At 59.2% G+C, this 17,897-nt stretch carries 17 protein-coding genes; 3 read left to right on the top strand and 14 right to left on the bottom strand.

All coding sequences use genetic code 11. From position 1 onward, the window contains the following. Positions 1–109: 109 nt before the first annotated feature. The 5 genes from AOP6_RS05150 to AOP6_RS05130 all read right to left on the bottom strand — a co-directional run bounded on the left by AOP6_RS05150 (position 110) and on the right by AOP6_RS05130 (position 6,042). Positions 110–835, bottom strand: coding sequence for a hypothetical protein (locus AOP6_RS05150; RefSeq protein WP_155875536.1), 726 nt, complete (start codon positions 833–835; stop codon positions 110–112). A gap of 123 nt (positions 836–958) precedes the next feature. After that, a complete protein-coding gene (locus tag AOP6_RS05145; protein WP_155875535.1) occupies positions 959–2,635 on the bottom strand; it encodes a LysM peptidoglycan-binding domain-containing protein in 1,677 nt (558 codons plus the stop codon). A 50-nt stretch (positions 2,636–2,685) separates the two neighbouring features. Further along, positions 2,686–4,323, bottom strand: coding sequence for a GTPase HflX (gene hflX, locus AOP6_RS05140; protein ID WP_155875534.1), 1,638 nt, complete (start codon positions 4,321–4,323; stop codon positions 2,686–2,688). A 67-nt stretch (positions 4,324–4,390) separates the two neighbouring features. After that, a complete protein-coding gene (locus tag AOP6_RS05135) occupies positions 4,391–5,161 on the bottom strand; it encodes an enoyl-ACP reductase (RefSeq protein ID WP_155875533.1) in 771 nt (256 codons plus the stop codon). A gap of 116 nt (positions 5,162–5,277) precedes the next feature. Further along, a complete protein-coding gene (locus AOP6_RS05130) occupies positions 5,278–6,042 on the bottom strand; it encodes a DsbC family protein (protein ID WP_155875532.1) in 765 nt (254 codons plus the stop codon). A gap of 224 nt (positions 6,043–6,266) precedes the next feature. Between AOP6_RS05130 and AOP6_RS05125 the strand changes: the two genes are divergently transcribed. Beyond that, positions 6,267–6,833 (top strand): manganese efflux pump MntP family protein, encoded by a 567-nt coding sequence (locus AOP6_RS05125; protein ID WP_155875531.1) that lies wholly within the window; start codon positions 6,267–6,269, stop codon positions 6,831–6,833. A 69-nt stretch (positions 6,834–6,902) separates the two neighbouring features. On the opposite strand, the gene AOP6_RS05120 is transcribed toward AOP6_RS05125, so the two are convergent. From AOP6_RS05120 to AOP6_RS05080, 9 genes are all read right to left on the bottom strand, one after another. Next, positions 6,903–7,283 carry a VOC family protein gene (locus AOP6_RS05120; RefSeq protein WP_155875530.1) on the bottom strand — a complete coding sequence of 127 codons (381 nt, stop codon included), beginning with the start codon at positions 7,281–7,283 and terminating at the stop codon, positions 6,903–6,905. Positions 7,284–7,315: 32 nt separating this feature from the next. After that, entirely contained in the window at positions 7,316–8,053 is a 738-nt protein-coding gene (locus AOP6_RS05115) for a response regulator (RefSeq protein WP_213194768.1), read from the bottom strand. A 178-nt stretch (positions 8,054–8,231) separates the two neighbouring features. Beyond that, entirely contained in the window at positions 8,232–8,633 is a 402-nt protein-coding gene (locus AOP6_RS05110) for a DUF309 domain-containing protein (RefSeq protein ID WP_213194767.1), read from the bottom strand. 5 nt (positions 8,634–8,638) lie between these two features. Further along, positions 8,639–9,034, bottom strand: a complete 396-nt coding sequence (locus tag AOP6_RS05105; RefSeq protein ID WP_155875527.1) for a TM2 domain-containing protein — start codon at positions 9,032–9,034, stop codon at positions 8,639–8,641. Between the two features lie 34 nt (positions 9,035–9,068). Continuing rightward, positions 9,069–9,599 carry a L,D-transpeptidase family protein gene (locus AOP6_RS05100; protein WP_225897361.1) on the bottom strand — a complete coding sequence of 177 codons (531 nt, stop codon included), beginning with the start codon at positions 9,597–9,599 and terminating at the stop codon, positions 9,069–9,071. A 126-nt stretch (positions 9,600–9,725) separates the two neighbouring features. Further along, a complete protein-coding gene (locus AOP6_RS05095) occupies positions 9,726–10,199 on the bottom strand; it encodes a YbaK/EbsC family protein (protein ID WP_155875526.1) in 474 nt (157 codons plus the stop codon). Positions 10,200–10,344: 145 nt separating this feature from the next. Beyond that, complete coding sequence (gene rlmKL, locus AOP6_RS05090; RefSeq protein WP_155875525.1) at positions 10,345–12,498, bottom strand: bifunctional 23S rRNA (guanine(2069)-N(7))-methyltransferase RlmK/23S rRNA (guanine(2445)-N(2))-methyltransferase RlmL; 2,154 nt, start codon at positions 12,496–12,498, stop codon at positions 10,345–10,347. A 12-nt stretch (positions 12,499–12,510) separates the two neighbouring features. Then, positions 12,511–13,386: a PHP domain-containing protein gene (locus AOP6_RS05085; protein ID WP_155875524.1), complete on the bottom strand. Its 876-nt coding sequence runs from the start codon at positions 13,384–13,386 to the stop codon at positions 12,511–12,513. Positions 13,387–13,410: 24 nt separating this feature from the next. After that, positions 13,411–15,687, bottom strand: a complete 2,277-nt coding sequence (locus AOP6_RS05080; RefSeq protein ID WP_155875523.1) for a Tex family protein — start codon at positions 15,685–15,687, stop codon at positions 13,411–13,413. A 147-nt stretch (positions 15,688–15,834) separates the two neighbouring features. On the opposite strand from AOP6_RS05080, the gene AOP6_RS05075 reads away from it, so the two are divergent. Next, positions 15,835–16,794 (top strand): ABC transporter ATP-binding protein, encoded by a 960-nt coding sequence (locus AOP6_RS05075; RefSeq protein WP_155875522.1) that lies wholly within the window; start codon positions 15,835–15,837, stop codon positions 16,792–16,794. Positions 16,795–16,796: 2 nt separating this feature from the next. Continuing rightward, complete coding sequence (locus tag AOP6_RS05070; RefSeq protein WP_275951024.1) at positions 16,797–17,798, top strand: oligopeptide/dipeptide ABC transporter ATP-binding protein; 1,002 nt, start codon at positions 16,797–16,799, stop codon at positions 17,796–17,798. Positions 17,799–17,897: the final 99 nt, after the last annotated feature.

The following is a 17,897-nucleotide window of genomic DNA, read 5'->3' as shown; positions in this document are numbered from 1 at the left end:
TTGAAGGGCTTTTTAGAAGCATCGCTTGCTGCAGAAAATTTTACCCCCTTCAAGGCTTTGAAGGGGGTACTGGTCAAATCATTTCCGGATTTTTTGTTACGGCTCAAAATTAACGCCTCACGATTTTCCGGCGACCCTGAATGGCTTTGGTCTGTTTCTTGATGAGGGCTCCCGGCTTTTCGAGGTGAAACTGATACCACAGATCGCCGTAATCCATCATCCGCATGCGCCGTCCTTCTTTCAGGGCCTCGAGATTGGCCTGCAGGGTTTCATTGCCGCCGACCTTCTTCAGGCCTTTCTCCATGATGGAAATAGCCTTCTCCTTCTCCCCCACCTTCTCCAAGCAGAAGGCATAGAGATTCCAGAGAAAGGGCTCCTTTTTGGTGCCGCCAACAGCTTTCTCGAACGTTTCGATCATCTTGGCGGTTTTCTGCTTTTTCATGTAGCAGACCGCCAGCATTCCCATGGCGACCCAGTGACGCACAAAGCCCTTCCGCAGATAATCAAAGGCCTTGGTAAAGTCCTGCTTGATGTAAAGAATCATGCCGATCTGGGCATTGACCTGGGATTTGATGTAAAACTGCCAGTTGGCGTACTTAAATCCGGACTCAAGAGTTTTGATGGCCTTTTCGGAGCGCCCGGCCTGGATATCACGCTGGGCGATATCCATCAGCTCCCCGATCTTCTTCATCACGATACGGGTGATGATGAAGAAAGGTATTGCAAAGGCGATGACGCCGGCGATCACGGCGATCCAGTAATCAAGTCCGGCAAACACGGTAAGGGCGGCGGCCATGGCCGTGCCAATGAGCATGGAGATGAGGAGATTGTACATAAAACGGGCAGTCCTTTCCGGAGGGAATGAAAATGGGGAAGTCTAGCAACGGGTCCCCAAAAAGTCAAAAAATATCCTGTGTCTGGACCGAGGTATTCTGCCCTTGAGACGACAGCAATCTACTCAGCCGCGGTGGTCCTCCCTGACCATCAGGGTCAGATTGTCGCCGGGCCTGAGAACATGCTCCTGGGACAGATTGTTCCAGTCCATGATCTGATGAGTCCCCACATCAAACTGTCTGCCGATACCCCAGAGGGTGTCACCGGACTTGACGCGATAGACGATCTTGCGAACCGGGCCTGTCTTTTTGACGGCGGTCGTAACGGGCTTGGCCGACTTGGCGCTGACAATGAGGGTCTGACCTGGTCGAATAATATTGCTCCAGCCAAGGCGATTCCATACCCGTAATTCTTTCTCGCTCACCCCGAACCGACGGGACACGCTCCACAGGCTGTCGCCCTTGCGGACGGTATAGGTCGCTCTTCTGCTGCGCGCGTAATCGTCGGACAGTTCATCAATGGGACGGCTGGTAAACCCCTTTTTAAGGGGGAGGATAAGATCCATACCCACCCTGAGTGCACGGGGATTCTTGATATTGTTCAGGGCGATGATGTCATCGACGCGAATGCCGTGAGTTTTGGCCAAAGCCAGCAGCGTATCTCCTTGTTGGATGCGGTGGCGGGCATAATTGGCCCGCTCACCGGCAGGGATGGCCGCATATTTTTCAGAAAAGGTCTCCAGGGTTCCCGCTGGAATGCGCAGGGCATAATCCCGCACCCCAGGGGGGGTTGACCAGCGCTTCAATTCAGGGTTCAGAGCTTTAATTTCTTCGTAGGAGGCACCGCAGAGGTCGGCGACGATCTCCAGGTCTGTGGCACTGGGAATAAGATATACGTCGAAATCGAGGGGCTCCTGGTACTCAAGATCGATAAAGCCGTATTTTTCAGGCTCCTTGCCGATCAGCGTCACCGCCAGCAGCTTGGGTACGTAATTCTTGGTTTCGTTCTGCAGATAGGAACCGTGGCTGAGTTCCCAGAAATCCCGGGTATTGTACTTACGGATGGCCTGGCGCAATTTACCACCACCGGCGTTGTAGGAAGCGATGGCCAGGTACCAATCGCCATCGAACTGACGGTGCAGGTCTCTGAGAAAGCGTGCTGCCGCCCGCGTCGATTTTTCAAAGTCGCGGCGTTCATCGCGCCACCAGTCGTTCTGCAGACCGAAAATCTTGCCAGTGCTCTCGATAAACTGCCAGGGTCCGGCGGCATGGGCCCAGCTGTAGGCGCGATTGTTGAATCCAGACTCTATCATGGCCAGGTAAGTCAAATCCTGTGGCAGGCCTTCTTCCGCAAAAATCTGCCTCATCATGGGCAGATAACGCCCGGAGCGCTCAAGCCAAAGGCGAAAAGCGGCAGGACTGCGCCTGGCGTAATAATCAATGAAGTAGTGGACTTTTTCGTTTTCCACTACGGGAAAATCGAAAGTTACCTCATCGTGTACAACATTGACCCCTTCATCTTCAGGTGGCGTCTGCTCATCGGCGAGTAGCAGCAGCTCTTCATCATCGACCAAGGCCAAAGGATCAAGTAAAGAGAAGTCCACATCAGCGTCGAGCAGTGAGTAATAGGCCAAGGCATCATTGGAGTGCGCCAGCAGGGACAAATGTTCGCTGAGGAGGCGGTTTTCGCTGACCGCCAAGGTCCCCTCAGCCGACGAGGCACCGTCACCCCAGGCCCCCAGGAATGTGGGCCCGCAGCCGGCGAGCAGGAAAAAAAGGGCTAAAACCCCCGTTATTCTCATAAAATTATCCCCCTTCAGAGGGCCAAAACTACACGGAAACCCTTTGTGTGTCAAGGACTTCCGGCCGTGCCCGGCCAAAAACGGCGCTCCAGTTCCTGTAGCAGAGGCACGAAGGTGACGCGGTCGCGGGCACTAACCGGAATAGCCTCAAATCGGCGGCAAAGGGGCGAGATTTCTTCTGCCGGCACGAGGTCGATCTTGTTGAAAACCAGCAGACGAGGGATGCGGTGCAGTTCGAGATCGGTCAGAATTTTCTCCACGGCGTCCATCTGCTCTTCGAAGCGAGGGTTGGAGAGGTCGACCACATGCAGGAGCAGGTCGGCGTCCTCCAGTTCTTCCAGCGTCGCCTTGAAGGCCCCCATCAGGCTTTTAGGGAGATGGCGGATAAAGCCAACCGTATCGGTGATGATGACCTCCCGCTCCATGGGGAAGCGCAGTCGCCGTGTCGCCGTGTCGAGGGTGGCGAACAGAAGGTCTTCCGTCAGCACCTGGCTCTGCGTAAGAGCATTGAGCAGAGTGGATTTGCCGGCATTGGTATAGCCGACGATAGAGATGATGGGAACATCGGTGCGGATACGCCGCTGCCGCCGCTGCCGCCGCCCTTTCTCCAGATTCTGCAGCTGCTTTTCCAGACGGGAGATGCGATCACGGATGCGCCGACGGTCGATCTCCAGCTTGGTTTCTCCCGGACCGCGTCCACCGATACCACCCATCAGCCGGGAGAAAGCCGTACCTTTGCCCATGAGACGCGGCAGGATATATTTGAGCTGGGCCAGTTCGACCTGCACCTTACCGTCAAGGGTGTGAGCGCGACCGGCAAAAATATCAAGAATCAGCTGCGAACGATCGATGACCTTGAGCTCGGTGATGGCCGACAGGGAGCGCACCTGGGTCGGGCTGAGATCCTGGTCGAATATCAGGAGCGTGGCCCCCTGCTGCAGGGCGGCGATAACCACTTCCTTGACCTTCCCCTCGCCCATGAGATATTTGGGATTGAGCTGCCGCGGGCGCTGCATGACCCGGTCGACGACCAGCACATCGGCCGTACGGGCCAGCTCCGCCAGCTCATCGAGAGAATCCTCCACCTGCTGACGCCCCTGCTGACTTACCGAGATCAGGATGGCCTTCTCCCGGGTGTCAGCCAGGTCAATGGTTTCGGCCATCTTCCGTTCCAGTTCCTCGTCCAGGGAACGGAAAAAGGCCGCCGCATCCAGGTCCAGAGCGTAGATGGACGGTGCACTTAGAACTTCGACGCTTTTGCCCTCCGGATTGGGGGGCAGCAGATGAGCGTAATGGATTTTGTCGGGCAGCCCCTGCTGTCCCACCGTCAACACCATCATCAGGTCAAGACGCAGCAGGGCCAGGTCGGTGAGATCGTCCTGGGACAGGGATTCTCCCTTGAGGTGCGTGTGAATACAGCGCAGCCCCCGCAGCCCACTGCGCCCCAAGGCGTAGGAAGACAGATCGGGGATGACGATTTCCCGGTCATCCCCAACGATGACATAGAGCACCACCCCCTGGCGGTCGACGATGATCGCGAGCTGCCGCCCAATCTCGAAGGAACGCTCCGTCAGGTAGCGGGCCAGTTCCGCGGTGACAACCTCGCCAACGGGAACCCGCCGATTGGCGATCCGTTCGAGGGCTTTGAGCTGGCTCGGCTTGAGCCCCGTGACATTGCCATGGATCAATCGGTAGTCTCCCTAAAAGAAAAGGGCCCTTGCGGGCCCTTGTGTGCTATCAACAAGACCCGCTCGATCAGGCGGGCACAACGGTACTGAAACCGCCATCCACGAAATGGACCTCGCCGGTCACGCCGCTGGCAAGATCGGAGACCATATAGACGACGGACTTGCCCACGTCCTGCTGATCGACTGCGCGGCGCAGAGGCGCATATTGGTCCATCAGCTTGAGTTTTTCGCGCAGTCCACCAACGCCGGAGGCGGCCAATGTTTTAATGGGGCCGGCCGACACGGCGTTAACGCGGATCTTCTTGCCGCCAAGCTCGGCGGCCAGGTAGCGCACCGAGGCCTCCAGGGCCGCCTTGGCTACCCCCATGACATTGTAGTTGGGCACGGCGCGGGTGGCGCCGAGGTAGGTCAGGGTGACAACGCTGCCGCCGTTCTTCATCAGGGGCGCTGCATAGCGGGTGACGGCCACCAGAGAATAGGCACTGATATCCATGGCCAGCTTGAAACCTTCGCGGCTCGTTTCACTGAAGGGACGCTTGAGGTCGTCCTTGTTGGCAAAGGCGACGGAATGCACGACAAAGTCGATATCCCCCCAGACCTCTTTCACCTTGGCGAAAACCGCTTCGATGTCCTCATCCCGCCCGACATCGCAGGGGAGAATCAAGTCGGACCCCAAGCTTTCAGCCAGGGGCCGGACCCGCTTTTCCAGTGCCTCATTGAGATAGGTGAAAGCCAGCGTGGCACCGGCTTCCTTGAGTTGCTGGGCAGCCCCCCAGGCGATGCTCATATCGTTGGCGACACCAAAAATAATGCCGCGTTTTCCCGTCATCAAACCCATAATCGTTTCGTCCTCCATAATATTCTTAAACACCTAATGCAAGTGGTTTTTATTAGCAGATAGGTGAAGATAAAGCAAGAAGTTTAGCCGCATCAGCGCCTCAGCGCGCCACGTGCTTATTGCCCTTTGATAAGCTTCAACAGATCATCGGCCTTCTTGTAGCCGGGCGCTACCAGACCATCAGGAAGTACCAGCGTGGGGGTCGAACGGATACCCAACTGCGGGGCCAGGGCAATGGTCTGGTCGACCACGTCCGTATCGCAGAGAGGCACGGGTACCGGCTTGCCGGCAAAGCTGTCTTCCAGCATCTCCAGGGAGCCGGCACAAACAATACTCTGGGAGATCCCGTACGCTTTGGGGTGCATCTTGAGGGGGAAAAGCTTGATCAGAAAGACGATATCGGGGTCGCGCCGCACCACCTCCTGCATCTCGACATGCAGCTTCTTGCAGTAGGGACATTCCGGATCGGTAAAAACGATCACCCTGTGAGGCGCCTGGGAGTTGCCCAGGACCAGAGCGTCCTGCAGAGGAATACGCCCGACGTCAACGCGATTAAGTTCCGCCTCACGCTGGCTGGTCAGGTTTTTGCCGTCCTGCAGGCGGATGACATTTCCCGCAACGACATAGCTCTTGGAAAAATCGACGTAAAGAGGAAACCTTTTGCCCTGCTTCTCGGCTTCCACCAGCCACAGGCCGGGAACCTCGGCGAAATCGACCCGCAACACCTTGTCCACACCATCCTTAAGCAGTTTACCGGCTTCTTCTTCTGAAAGGCTGTGGCATTGGCGGCATTCCCCGGCCCCGCAGCCATCTTTTTGAAAGGCCTGCGCATTGAAACTTAAAAGGCCCGTGAACAGTATGGCAAAAAGCAATTTATTCATTTTTCTCCCTTTCCAGTCTTATTCCCCTGTCGCCCGTTTATTTACGGCACCCTGGACGAACGCACGAAAAATCTGCCACACAGAATAATACGCCTGGCCACTTTTCGCAACAACGAAGCCAACAGGTCTGTGTCAGAACGTTGACTTTTGTCCCAAGGTGAACGAGAATCACCACCCGGCCGCAAACCCTCGGGACGGCTGAATTCCGCTAGAAAGCTATTGCCATGTCAAATACGACCCTTATCGGTATTGCTCTGGCGCTGGCCATGGATGCTTTCGCTGTCGCCCTCGGCGCCGGCTTGACCCTTGAGCGCCTCACCGGTCGCCATCTCTTTCGCCTCGGCTTCCACTTCGGCCTTTTCCAGGCTCTCATGCCCATCCTCGGCTGGCTGGCCGGCCTGACAATTCAGCAATGGATAACCGCCTACGACCACTGGCTGGCCTTTGCCCTGCTGGCCTTTGTCGGCGGCAAAATGATCCGGGAGGCTTTTCATTCGGAAGAAGAACGGGACAGCAGAGACCCTACTCGAGGCATGACGCTGGTCATGCTTTCCCTGGCCACCAGCATCGATGCCCTGGCCGTAGGTCTGACCTTGGCGATGATCGGAGTGAGCATCTGGCTGCCCGCCGCAGTGATTGGTATCGTTGCCGGTGCCCTGACCGTTGTCGGCATGTTCCTGGGCCGCCGCATCGGCACCCTGTGGGGTCCCCGGGTAGAAATCCTGGGTGGGCTGATTCTCATAGGCATTGGGGCTAGAATTCTGCTGGAGCACACCCTTTGGGCCGCCTGAAACACCATCGAAAAAGGGGCCTTAAGGCCCCCCCGCTTCCTGCTTTTTTCAGTCTGACCAGCACGCCTGTCAGGCACGGATCACTTCGACCATATAGCCATCCGGGTCGGCGATAAAGTAAAACCTCTCCACCGCATCGCCCAACCCCTTGATGGGGCGCGGATTGAGCCCCATCTCCTCGTGACGCCGATGCGAGGCTTCGAGATCTTTAACGGAAAGGGCGATATGGGAATAGCCGTCTCCGATCTCGTAGGGCTTGTCGCGATCATGGTTGTGGGTCAACTCCAGCTCAAAGGCCTGCCCGGGAGCGCGCATGTAGCAAAGGGTGAAGCCCTGCGCGTCAAAATCAAGCCGACGCGAAACTTCAAATCCGAACGCCTCCCGATAAAATTTTTCGGAAGCCTCCAGGTTCAACACCCGCAGGCAGGCGTGAATCATCTGATAATCCATTCATTTCCTCCTTTGACAAACCTCTTTGCCCCTCAGGGCGCGCACGCCCCCTGCTCATCCAGCATGTCGCCAACAAGCAGAAGGATAACGAATTCTCGCACACGTGCCGAGACCTCAGTAGAAACAGGATCGAATACGATAGCCATGGAGGGACCAGTGCCGCCCCCCGCTTGCTCCTGCTGCACATAACTCACCCTGCCGCTCAGCGTCAACGGCCCGCCGGTCGGCAGGGAGAGGACAACCTCCACGATAGTTCCCACCGGCAGAGGAGGATTCTTCTGTACACAGACGCCGCCTTCGGACAGGGTGACGCCAGTACATTGAAAAACTTGCCCACCGGCGCGCACAACCACCCTATCGTTGAAAGGGGCGCGGAGGCGCTTACGCCCTCCGGTATCCCTGAACTGAAAGACCTTCAAGGTCGAATGCAGTTCCTCAACCAGCAGAGGTTTCATCAGAAAGCTGCAGGGGCCATACTCCTGGCATTGCTTATAGATGCCCATATCAGCCTTTTCCGACACCAGCACGACAGGGACACGGGAAAGCTGGCCGGACTCCTTGAGTGCCTTGAGGGAAGACAGACCACCGGGTTCGGGGAGATCCACATCGACAAGGATAATATCAGGGAGCATGACATTCACCGCGTCTAAAAGTTCAGAGCCATTCTTCACCGGCAGGACAGTAAAGTCCATGCGGTCTAAAAGAGTGCCGACATGGGCGAGAAAGTCCTCGTCTCTATCGGCGACCAGAACCGTGGGTTTCTGATTCATGCAATCCCTCCACATAATGCCGGCAGACATTGTGCCGGCCAATTGAAGATCTAAAGCCTATCGCGCTTTATCTCACGAGAATTTATATAACATGAAAAACATCGCGCGAAAACGTCTTTTTATGACTATTTCTATCTTCATTCAAGAAAGTAAAGACGGGCGCCCGAAAAAGCAGAAATCAGCCGGAGGCATCCAGCCACTCAATACGCGGCACCAAAGAGGCCGGAACATCCGCCATATGCGCGACACCTCGAGCTTGCAACTGCTGCAGAAAAAGAGTGGAAGCCTGCAGCAGAGAACGAACATCGATGTGGCGACAGACGGGAGCGAAAGGTTGCAGATAGCCAATACCGCCCTTCAGCAAAGCACAGGCACCCCCGTAATTACCCTTCTGCCAGTGCAGCAGACCGATACCAATCTGCAAAATCCCTTTGTACAGATCGCGCACCGATCCCGCTTCTTCCTTCCACAGATCTTCCAGGGTTTCGTGACACGCAAAGTAGCGGCCCTCGTTGAACTGGCGAACGCCATTAGAAAGGGCATCACAGGGAAAAGTATCGCAATCGATCGGTTTACCCACCCGAATCACCGCCGGTTGATGAGAGCAATCTGCTCATTCAGAGTCCAATAGTCGTAAATGTAGCCAAGACCGAAAAGCCCCCCGGTTAACAGATAGACGATGCCGGTAATCCATTTGCCCATGTACATGCGGTGTACGCCGAAGAACCCCAGGAAGGTCAGTAAAATCCAAGCCAGGTTGTAATCAATGGGGCCGGGAGAAAACCGCAGCTCGGCCTGACGATCCATGGCAGGGATGAGAAAAAGATCGATAAGCCAGCCAATGCCGAGCAGGCCAAGAGTAAAGAAATAGAGGGTTCCCGTGAGGGGTTTGCCGTAATAAAAGCGATGGGAACCGGTAAATCCGAAAATCCACAGGATATACCCTATGGCCTTGCTGTGCGATCCTTCCTCAATGGCCATGCCAGCAGCCTCCTTTCAGCAAAAAAACCGTTTTTCAAGGCAGGATAAGGACGCCCGCACCATCAGGAACCAGGCGCCAGATTTCCTCGATCTCTTCATCGGTGACGGCAATACACCCTTCGGTCCAGTCTGCCAGGTAATGGTGCCGGCCAAGCCAGGCGAAGCGCTCACCCAGGCCGTGAATCATAATGTCGCTGCCGGGTGAAACACCAAGGTTTTGCGCTCTACGCAGATCGTGGGTATTGGGATAGGAAATACGCAGCGCCCGGTGAAAGCGGCTCTGTTCATTGCGCAAGCTAATTCGGTAACGCCCTTCCGGCGTGCGCATGTCGCCCTGGCGCACTTTTGGCCCAACAGGTTTGCCCCCAAGGGAGATACGGTAGCTCTTGATACGCTGACCATCCCGATAGAGTGTCAAAAGTCTGGCCGCCTTTTCAACCAGAATGGTATCAGCGCGGATTCCTTCCGGCAAGGGGATGTGCCCCTGCATGGCGAACACCGGTGCGGCGGTCAGCAGCAGGAACAACATTTTTACCAGAATCATCAGGGTCTTGCGTGCAGGCATGATCGCGACTCTCCATGACATGGGGAATCCGGCCGGCGCTCTTTGGGCATGTCGGTCATTTGACCCAAAAAGAGACGAACAGCCGGGTTCCGCATTTTTCTGCAAAGAAAATGCCTGGATTAAAACCTAGGGCGAAATCAGATCGCAGACCTCCACCCGACTGCCGCGGGTGATCACCTGCAGCTGTGCAAGGGTCACGGGCACGGCGGAATGAGCGTTCCCGGCGGCGGCATAGACCCGCTCAAAGCGCGCCAGAGATTCGTCCAGCAGCACCGGCAATTGCGGAGAAAGGAGAAAAGGGCAGACCCCGCCCGGTGCGTAGCCGGTGTGGTGAATGACCTCCTCGGCCTCGGGCAGGCGCACCTTCCCCGACAGCCCTGTAGCTTTCTTGAGCTTCGAACTCTTCACCTTGGTGTCGCCGCAGGTTACCACCAGCACGGGCTTTTCACCCACCAGCAAAAGGACGCTCTTGGCAATCTGGGCCGGCTGACACCCAACCGCCGCCGCGGCAGTTTCGCAGGTAGGGGTCGGCGCGGCAAACTCCAACACCTCAATCCCCTGTGGCAACAGAAAGGCTTTGACATCGTCGATCGTCGGCATAAAAACTCCTCCAGGCAGACCGGCCTCTCGCCCGCTCCTTTCAGTCGCTCGAGCACACAGAGGGCACAGAGAAAACCATTAAAATTGTCTATCTCTGCGTTCTCAGTGTGCTCTAGAGAGCAAAGCGAACGGGCGAGAGGCCGGTTTATTTCTTCTGAATCTTCCAGCAGTTGTGAATGCGTCGGTTGCGCTCGAAATCCCGGGGGATGGTCTTTGCCGTGATATCTTCGATGTCCAGCTCGGGCAGAGCCGCCTCATCCATTTTGAACTTCCGGTTATTGTTGGAAAAGATCAGTATCCCGCCGGGATTGAGCAGACGGGCCGTGTCGCGCAGCAGGGGGACATGATCACGCTGCACGTCAAAGCTGTCGGTCATGGACTTGGAGTTGGAGAAGGTGGGCGGATCGAGGAAGATCAGATCGAAGCGTCGCTTCTCCTGGCGCAGCCACTTGAGGCAGTCGGCCTGGATGAATTCGTGGCGGCTGCCGGTGAAACCGTTGACGGCCATATTCTTTTTGGCCCAGTCCAAATAGGTGCGCGACATGTCCACGGTAGTGGTGGCTGCCGCGCCCCCTTTAGCGGCGTAGACCGTGGCCGAGCCGGTGTAGGCAAAGAGGTTGAGAAAGGTCTTGCCGGCGGCCAGCTCGCCGATGAGCTGCCGGGTGAGGCGATGGTCGAGAAAGAGCCCGGTGTCGAGGTAGTCGGTAAGATTGACCAGAAAACTGCAGCCGCTCTCCCCCACCTTGAGTAGGTCGCCGCGGCGAGCGAGTTTTTCGTACTGGGTACTCCCCTTCTGTTTCTGCCGTACCTTGAACACAATGTGCTCGGAGGGCAGCTGCAGCACTTCGGGGAGCACGGCGCGGATCTCCCGCAGGCGGATGGCCGCCTGCCGCGGGTCAATAGAGGAAGGTGGGGCGTATTCCTGCACATGCGCCCAGTCGCCGTAAATATCGACGGCCACAGCGTACTCGGGCATATCGGCGTCGTAAAGACGGTAGCAGAAGACGTCGTTCTGGCGGGCCCAGCGCCCCAGGGTACGCAGGTTCTTCTTCAGGCGGTTGGCGAACATCTCGGCGCCGGGAGTCTGGGCGGCATGGCGGGTTTCGTCCGAAACGTCAGCACCGTAAAACCACTGGGGATCCACATCGAAATGAAGCAACTGGCAGGGGAGCGCGCCATTGAAGAAACTGTGCTTGCGACGGGCGCGCAATCCCAGGTTCCGGGCCAGATCGGGATTGCCTGTAAAGACGGCGGCCTTCCAGCCGACAAAGTGCTCCTGCAGTCGCGCGCCAAGCTGGGCATAGAGGGAACGCAGCTGATTGACCTCCCCCAGGCGCTCGCCGTAGGGGGGGTTGGTCAGCACCAGGCCACCCTTCGTTTCCGTGCCGGCCGGGGCCACCAGGGCCGCGACATCGCGCTTCTCAAAAACAACGGCCGTCTCCAGCCCGGCTAGTCGGGCGTTGGCCTGCGCTGCCCGCACCGCCTGCGCTTCGAGATCGAAGCCGAACAGGGGGGGCAGCGTCTGCAGCCCGGCTTGCCGGCGGGCCGCCGCTTCGCCGAGCAGGTTCTGCCAGACCGCGTCGTCGTGCCCTTGCCATCCCAAAAAGCCGAAATAGGAGCGGCTGAGGCCGGGGGCGATATCGGCCGCCATGAGAGCTGCCTCCAACACCAGGGTGCCGGATCCGCACAGAGGATCGACCAGGGCGCCACCAGCGCCAGCGATCTGCGGCCAGTTGGCCCGCAGCAGAATGGCCGCCGCCAGATTTTCTTTGACCGGTGCCAGCACCTGCTCCTGCCGGTAGCCGCGGCGATGCAGGCTCTCCCCCGACAGATCAAGGCCCAGACTCACTTGTTCGCGCTGGATATGCACGTTGACCCGGATTGACGGCCGCTCCAGTTCCACCGACGGCCGCTGACCACGCACGTCACGCAGCTGATCGACGATGGCATCCTTGACTTTAAGCGCGGCGTAGTGGGAATGCTGCAGCGGCGACTGCATAGAGTTGCAGTCCACGGCCAGCGACCCTTCCTCGCCCAGATGCTCCCGCCAGTCAATGGCCTGCACGCCCGAGTAGAGTTCTTCATAGGTGGTCGCGGAAAAATTTGCCAGGGTGAGCAAAATGCGGCTGGCCAGCCGCGACCACAGACAAGCGCGGTAGCCAATAGCCAGGGAACCGGCAAAATTGACCCCCGCCCGCGTCTCCTTAACCTCCAGGGCGCCCAAATCCCGCAACTCATCGGCCAGCAGAGCCTCCAGCCCTTTCGGAGCCGTCGCAAAAAACACATAGGTGGAACTCATCAAGACCTCTCTTTATGCCGGCGTGCCATAGCGCCGATGCAGCACCTGTCGAATATCCTCGACACAGCGATAGGGGATTTTCAGCTGACCACGTCCCGAGCCGATGGCGATGATGCCCGTGTCGGGACCGTGGAAATCGGAACCGCCCGTGACGATGAGTCCACGCCGGCGCGCCTGGGTGATATACCAGTCGATGTCATCGAGACTGGAGCCGGAATTGTACGCCTCGACCCCGTCCAGGCCCATGGCGGCAAAGGTGTCGAGCAGGGTCAGAAAGGCTGTCCTGTCTGTGGTGATGAAGGGAGGATGGGCCAGCACCGTGATCCCCCCGGCCCGCTGGATCAGGGCCATGGCTTCGTCGAGAGGAAAGGCGCGTTTGTCCACATTACAGGGGATGAGATAACGCTGAAAGGCGTCCTCACTGCCGCGCACGTAACCTTTCTCCTGCAGGGCCATGGCGATGTGGGGCCGCCCCAGAGTGCCGCCGGCCCTGGCCGCCACCTCGGCAAAGTCTAGGGGAGCACGCCCCTCGGTGCGCAACTTCTCGTTCACGCGCTCGACGATCAACTCGTTGCGCCGCTCTCGAAAGTCCTGAAAGGAGGTCAGGGCTTCGACCAGTTCGGGGCAATGATGATCAAAACCGTAACCGAGCAGATGGATGTCGTTGTAGCCCTGCCACACCACCGACAGTTCGACCCCGGAGAGCACCTCCACCCCCAGCCGCGCCCCGGCGGCCATGGCGGCCTCGATCCCGTCGATATTGTCATGATCGGCCAGGGCGACAGCCGCCAACCCCACCTCCGCGGCGCGGCGCACCACCTCTTCTGGCGAGTAAAGGCCGTCGGAGCAGGTCGAATGGAGATGCAGGTCCACCCATTTCATGTTCATGAAAAATCCTTTTAATAGTGGTCGTTAACGCTTCTTCACCCGAAATCCCGCCTTCTCCCAGGAATTCGCCTCGTCCTTGCGCGGCCGCTGCTCCCGGGGTTTTTCCGGACGAGGCTGGTTGCCGTTTCCGCCCCCGGGGAGAGCCTCCTTGATAGAGAGGCTGATACGCTTGCGGGGGATATCGACGGCAAGCACTTTGACCTTGACGATCTCGCCGACCTTGACCGCTTCGTTGGGGTCTTTGATGAAACGATCGGCCAGATGGCTGATATGCACGAGGCCATCCTGATGCACGCCGACGTCGACGAAGGCGCCGAAAGCGGCCACGTTGGTCACCGTCCCCTGCAGCAGCATGCCCTCCTTGAGGTCGCCTATCTCCACGACATCCTCGCGGAAGGCCACGGCCTGGAAAGCCTCGCGCGGATCGCGCCCGGGCTTTTTCAGCTCGGCGACGATGTCGCGCAGGGTGGGCAGACCGACCTCGCCGTCAACGTACCTTTTCAGATCGATTACCTCGATGAGCTCATCGTTGGCGGCCAGTTTTTCCACCGACACACCGAGGTCGGTGGCCATTCTTTTCACCAGGGCATAGTTCTCCGGATGCACAGCGGTGTTGTCGAGGGGATTTTCTCCCTCGCGGATGCGCAGGAAGCCGGCGGCCTGCTCAAAGGCTTTGTCGCCGAAGCGTGGCACTTTGAGCAACGACTTGCGGCTGGCAAAAGCACCGTGCTCGTCCCGGTAGCGTACAATGGCGCGGGCCAGAGATTCGCCAATACCCGACACGTAGGAGAGCAGCGCCCAGGAGGCCGTCTTCAGGTCGACCCCGACATAGTTGACGCAGCTCTCCACCACGGCATCGAGCGCTTTTTTCAGGGCGGGCTGACTGACGTCGTGCTGGTACTGGCCGACGCCGATACTCTTGGCGTCGATTTTGACCAGTTCGGCCAGAGGATCCTGCAGGCGCCGGGCGATGCTGATGGCTCCGCGCACGGTAAGGTCGAGATCAGGAAATTCTTCGCGGGCGATATCCGAAGCCGAATAAACGCTGGCACCCGCCTCGTTGACGATGACCACCGGCAGCTGCACCCCGGCTTCCCGCAGGGTTTCGCGCACGAACTGATCCATCTCGCGGCTGGCAGTGCCATTGCCGATGGCGATCATCTCGATGCCGTGGGTCTTGAGCAGCCGCAGCAGTTCGGACCGGGCGGGGGCGATCTTGCCAGCGCCGGTGTGGGGGTAGATGGTCACGTTTTCCAGATAGCGACCCGTCTCGTCCACCGCTGCCAGCTTGGAGCCGGTGCGCAGGCCGGGGTCAACACCGAGCACCCGCTTGCTGCCCGCCGGCGGCAGCAGCAGCAGGTTTTTCAGATTGTCGGCAAAGATCTGGATGGCTGCCTCATCAGCGGCCTTCTTGGCTTCGAGGCGCAGCTCCACCTCGATAGAAGGCGCCAGCAGACGCCGGTAAGCATCGGCGGCCACCCCCTGCAAAAAGTTGACGAAAATACTCGGCCCGTCCATGAGGCGGGCCTGCATTCCCCGGAGAATTTCCTCTTCCGGCGCCAGCAGGGAGAGGCGCAGAACCTCCTCCTTTTCGCCGCGGCGCATGGCCAGCATGCGGTGGGAGGGGATCAGGCGCAGGGGTTCCTGGTATTCGTAGTACATCTCGAACTTGCTCACGGCCCCGGCCTTGTCCGGTGCCACTTTGGAGACGAACACTCCCTGCTCCCAGGTCAGGCGGCGCACCAGGGCGCGTACGTCGGCATCCTCGGAGAGACGTTCCGCCAGGATGTGGCCGGCTCCCTCCAGGGCGGCGTCGGCGTCGGCCACTTCCTTGTCCGGATCGACGAAGGGTGCCGCCACCTCCTGCAACGAACCGCTTTTGAGCTGCTGAGCGGCAATAAGGTCGGCCAGCGGTTCCAGCCCACGCTCCCGGGCGATGGTCGCCTTGGTGCGACGTTTGGGCTTATAGGGGAGATAGAGATCTTCCAGCTCGTTCTTCTGGCGGCAGGCCTCGATGCGAGCTTTCAGCTCCGGAGTCAGCTTGCCCTGCTCGTCAATGGTGGCCAGCACCGTGGTCTTGCGCTCTTCCAGCTCCTTGAAATAATCAAAGCGTTCCTCCAGGGTACGCACCTGCACCTCATCCAGCTCGCCGGTGCGCTCCTTGCGGTAACGGGCGATGAAGGGGACGGTCGCCCCTTCCTGCAGCAGCTCGACGGTGTTGCGAACCTGGGAGGGACTCAGGGCGGTCTCTTCGACCAGGGTGGTCAATATGCGGGCCATCTGAATGTCGGTCAATGCCATGGGTGCTTCCTTTTCTTACGTTGGGATGAAAGGCGGGGATTCTAGCACGGCCACCCGCCAATGAGAAGCTTTTCGCCGAGGGCATTTCTTGACCGGCCTGGCAATTGTGTGTAGATTGTTGCCAGTTTTGCCAACCTGAGGATTCCCATGCCGCCGCTGCTTGAAGTCCGTAACCTCATGACCTATTTTCCCACCCGCGACGCCCTGGTCAAGGCCGTGCGCGGGCTGGAATTCACCGTGGACGCCGGCGAGACCCTGGCCCTGGTGGGCGAGTCGGGCTGCGGCAAGTCGATCACGGCCCTCTCCCTGCTGCGCCTCGTACCCGAACCGGGGCGTATCGTCGAAGGCGAGATTCTCTTTGAAGGACAGGATCTGCGCCGTCTGCTTCCCGAGGAGATGCGGCGCATCCGCGGCAACGATATCGCCATGATCTTTCAGGAGCCGATGACCTCTCTCAATCCCGTCTTCCGCATTGGCGAGCAGATTGGCGAAGTATTGCGCCTGCACAAGGGTCTCGACCGCAAGGCGGCCCTCGACGCGGCTGTCGATCTTCTTGATCAGGTCGGCATCCCCTCGGCCCGCCAGCGCATCCACGAATATCCCCACCAGCTCTCCGGCGGCATGCGCCAGCGCGTCGTTATCGCCATGGCTCTGGCCTGCGATCCCAAGCTGCTCATCGCCGACGAGCCAACCACCGCCCTCGACGTCACGATCCAGGCCCAGATCATGGCTCTGCTCGACTCGCTCAAACAGGAGCGCGGCATGGCCACCTTGCTCATCACCCACGACCTCGGCGTCGTGGCCGAGTCAGCCGATCGCGTCGCCATCATGAATTCCGGGTTGGTCATGGAGCAGGCCGCCGTCGACGTCATTTTCAGCCGGCCGCGCCACCCCTACACCAAAGGACTGCTGGCCTGCATACCGCGCCTGGGGCACAAAAAGGACCGCCTGGTGCCTATCGACAGCCAGGTCCCTGTCGGCACCGACCTGCCGCCGGGAAGCTCCTATCTCGACCGCTGTCCCGCCCCCTTTGCACCGCAGCGCGGCAAACTGCCACCCCTGCAGGAAGTCGAGCCCGGTCATTTCGTGCGCTGCTGGAGCTGCTGATCATGGAACCCCTGCTGGAAGTTCGCAACCTGAGCAAAACCTTTCCGGTCTCCGCCGGCCCTTTAAGCGGCAAGCGGCTCAGCCTCAAGGCGGTCGACGGCGTCTCCTTCGCGCTGATGCCGGGAGAAACCCTCGGCCTGGTAGGCGAATCGGGCTCGGGCAAATCGACGACCGGTAAGCTGATCCTGCGCCTGCTCGAAGCGGACGCCGGCGAAGTCCTCTTCAAAGGCGAAAACATCTTGAAGCGCTCCCGGGCTGGCATGCGTCCTTTGCGGCGGCAGTTGCAGATGATTTTTCAGGATCCCTACTCATCCCTCAATCCCCGCATGCGCATCGGCGACATTATCGGCGAACCCCTGCAGATTCACGGGCTGGCCAAGGGGAGCGCCATCAAGGATGAGGTCATGCGGCTGCTCGCCACCGTCGGCCTGACACAGGAGCACTATTACCGCTACCCCCACGAGTTTTCCGGCGGCCAGCGCCAACGTATCGGCATCGCCCGCGCCCTGGCGGTAAGCCCCAGCCTCATCATCGCCGACGAGCCGGTTTCGGCCCTCGACCTCTCCATCCAGGCCCAGGTCATCAACCTGCTGCAGGATGTGCAGAAGGAATTCGGCCTTACCACCCTGTTCATCGCCCACGACCTCTCGGTCATCGAGCACATCAGCGACCGGGTGGCGGTCATGTACCTGGGACGCCTCGTCGAACTGGCGCCGGCCGCGGCGCTCTATCGCTCTCCCCGTCATCCCTACAGCGAAGCCCTGCTCAATGCCGTCCCCATCCCCGACCCCGCCTCGCGCGGCCGCCGCTACCTTTTGCAGGGGGAGATTCCCTCGGCGATCCATCCCCCGGCGGGCTGCCCCTTCCATCCCCGCTGTCCCTATGCCCGCGACCTCTGTCATACCAGCGTGCCGCCGCTGGCCGACAAGGGCCAGGGACACCTGGCCGCCTGCCACTTCAGTGGCGAGGTCGGCCGTCACCGGCGCCTGCTCTCCACACCCTGAACGTATACCGCATCCCCCCATATTTCCATTGACTCACCGTGCCACCGCTGGCACAATCGCCCCACTGCCGCACCAAGAGCGGTTCACCCCCTCAATCTT

The sequence above is a fragment of the Desulfuromonas sp. AOP6 genome (assembly GCF_009731355.2).
GTDB lineage: Bacteria > Desulfobacterota > Desulfuromonadia > Desulfuromonadales > SZUA-540 > SZUA-540.
This window is presented reverse-complemented; position numbering and strand designations above follow the sequence as displayed.

Bases quoted from the DNA above. Each gene is read 5' to 3' on its own strand.
- AOP6_RS05100 (WP_225897361.1), bottom strand. From the start codon at position 9,599: ATGCCTGCACGCAAGACCCTGATGATTCTGGTAAAAATGTTGTTCCTG.
- AOP6_RS05130 (WP_155875532.1), bottom strand. From the start codon at position 6,042: ATGAATAAATTGCTTTTTGCCATACTGTTCACGGGCCTTTTAAGTTTC.
- AOP6_RS05145 (WP_155875535.1), bottom strand. From the start codon at position 2,635: ATGAGAATAACGGGGGTTTTAGCCCTTTTTTTCCTGCTCGCCGGCTGC.
- AOP6_RS05150 (WP_155875536.1), bottom strand. From the start codon at position 835: ATGTACAATCTCCTCATCTCCATGCTCATTGGCACGGCCATGGCCGCC.
- AOP6_RS05120 (WP_155875530.1), bottom strand. From the start codon at position 7,283: ATGGATTATCAGATGATTCACGCCTGCCTGCGGGTGTTGAACCTGGAG.
- AOP6_RS05135 (WP_155875533.1), bottom strand. From the start codon at position 5,161: ATGGGTTTGATGACGGGAAAACGCGGCATTATTTTTGGTGTCGCCAAC.
- AOP6_RS05095 (WP_155875526.1), bottom strand. From the start codon at position 10,199: ATGCCGACGATCGACGATGTCAAAGCCTTTCTGTTGCCACAGGGGATT.
- AOP6_RS05105 (WP_155875527.1), bottom strand. From the start codon at position 9,034: ATGGCCATTGAGGAAGGATCGCACAGCAAGGCCATAGGGTATATCCTG.
- AOP6_RS05115 (WP_213194768.1), bottom strand. From the start codon at position 8,053: ATGAATCAGAAACCCACGGTTCTGGTCGCCGATAGAGACGAGGACTTT.
- rlmKL (WP_155875525.1), bottom strand. From the start codon at position 12,498: ATGAGTTCCACCTATGTGTTTTTTGCGACGGCTCCGAAAGGGCTGGAG.
- AOP6_RS05080 (WP_155875523.1), bottom strand. From the start codon at position 15,687: ATGGCATTGACCGACATTCAGATGGCCCGCATATTGACCACCCTGGTC.
- AOP6_RS05085 (WP_155875524.1), bottom strand. From the start codon at position 13,386: ATGAACATGAAATGGGTGGACCTGCATCTCCATTCGACCTGCTCCGAC.
- AOP6_RS05125 (WP_155875531.1), top strand. From the start codon at position 6,267: ATGTCAAATACGACCCTTATCGGTATTGCTCTGGCGCTGGCCATGGAT.
- AOP6_RS05075 (WP_155875522.1), top strand. From the start codon at position 15,835: ATGCCGCCGCTGCTTGAAGTCCGTAACCTCATGACCTATTTTCCCACC.
- AOP6_RS05070 (WP_275951024.1), top strand. From the start codon at position 16,797: ATGGAACCCCTGCTGGAAGTTCGCAACCTGAGCAAAACCTTTCCGGTC.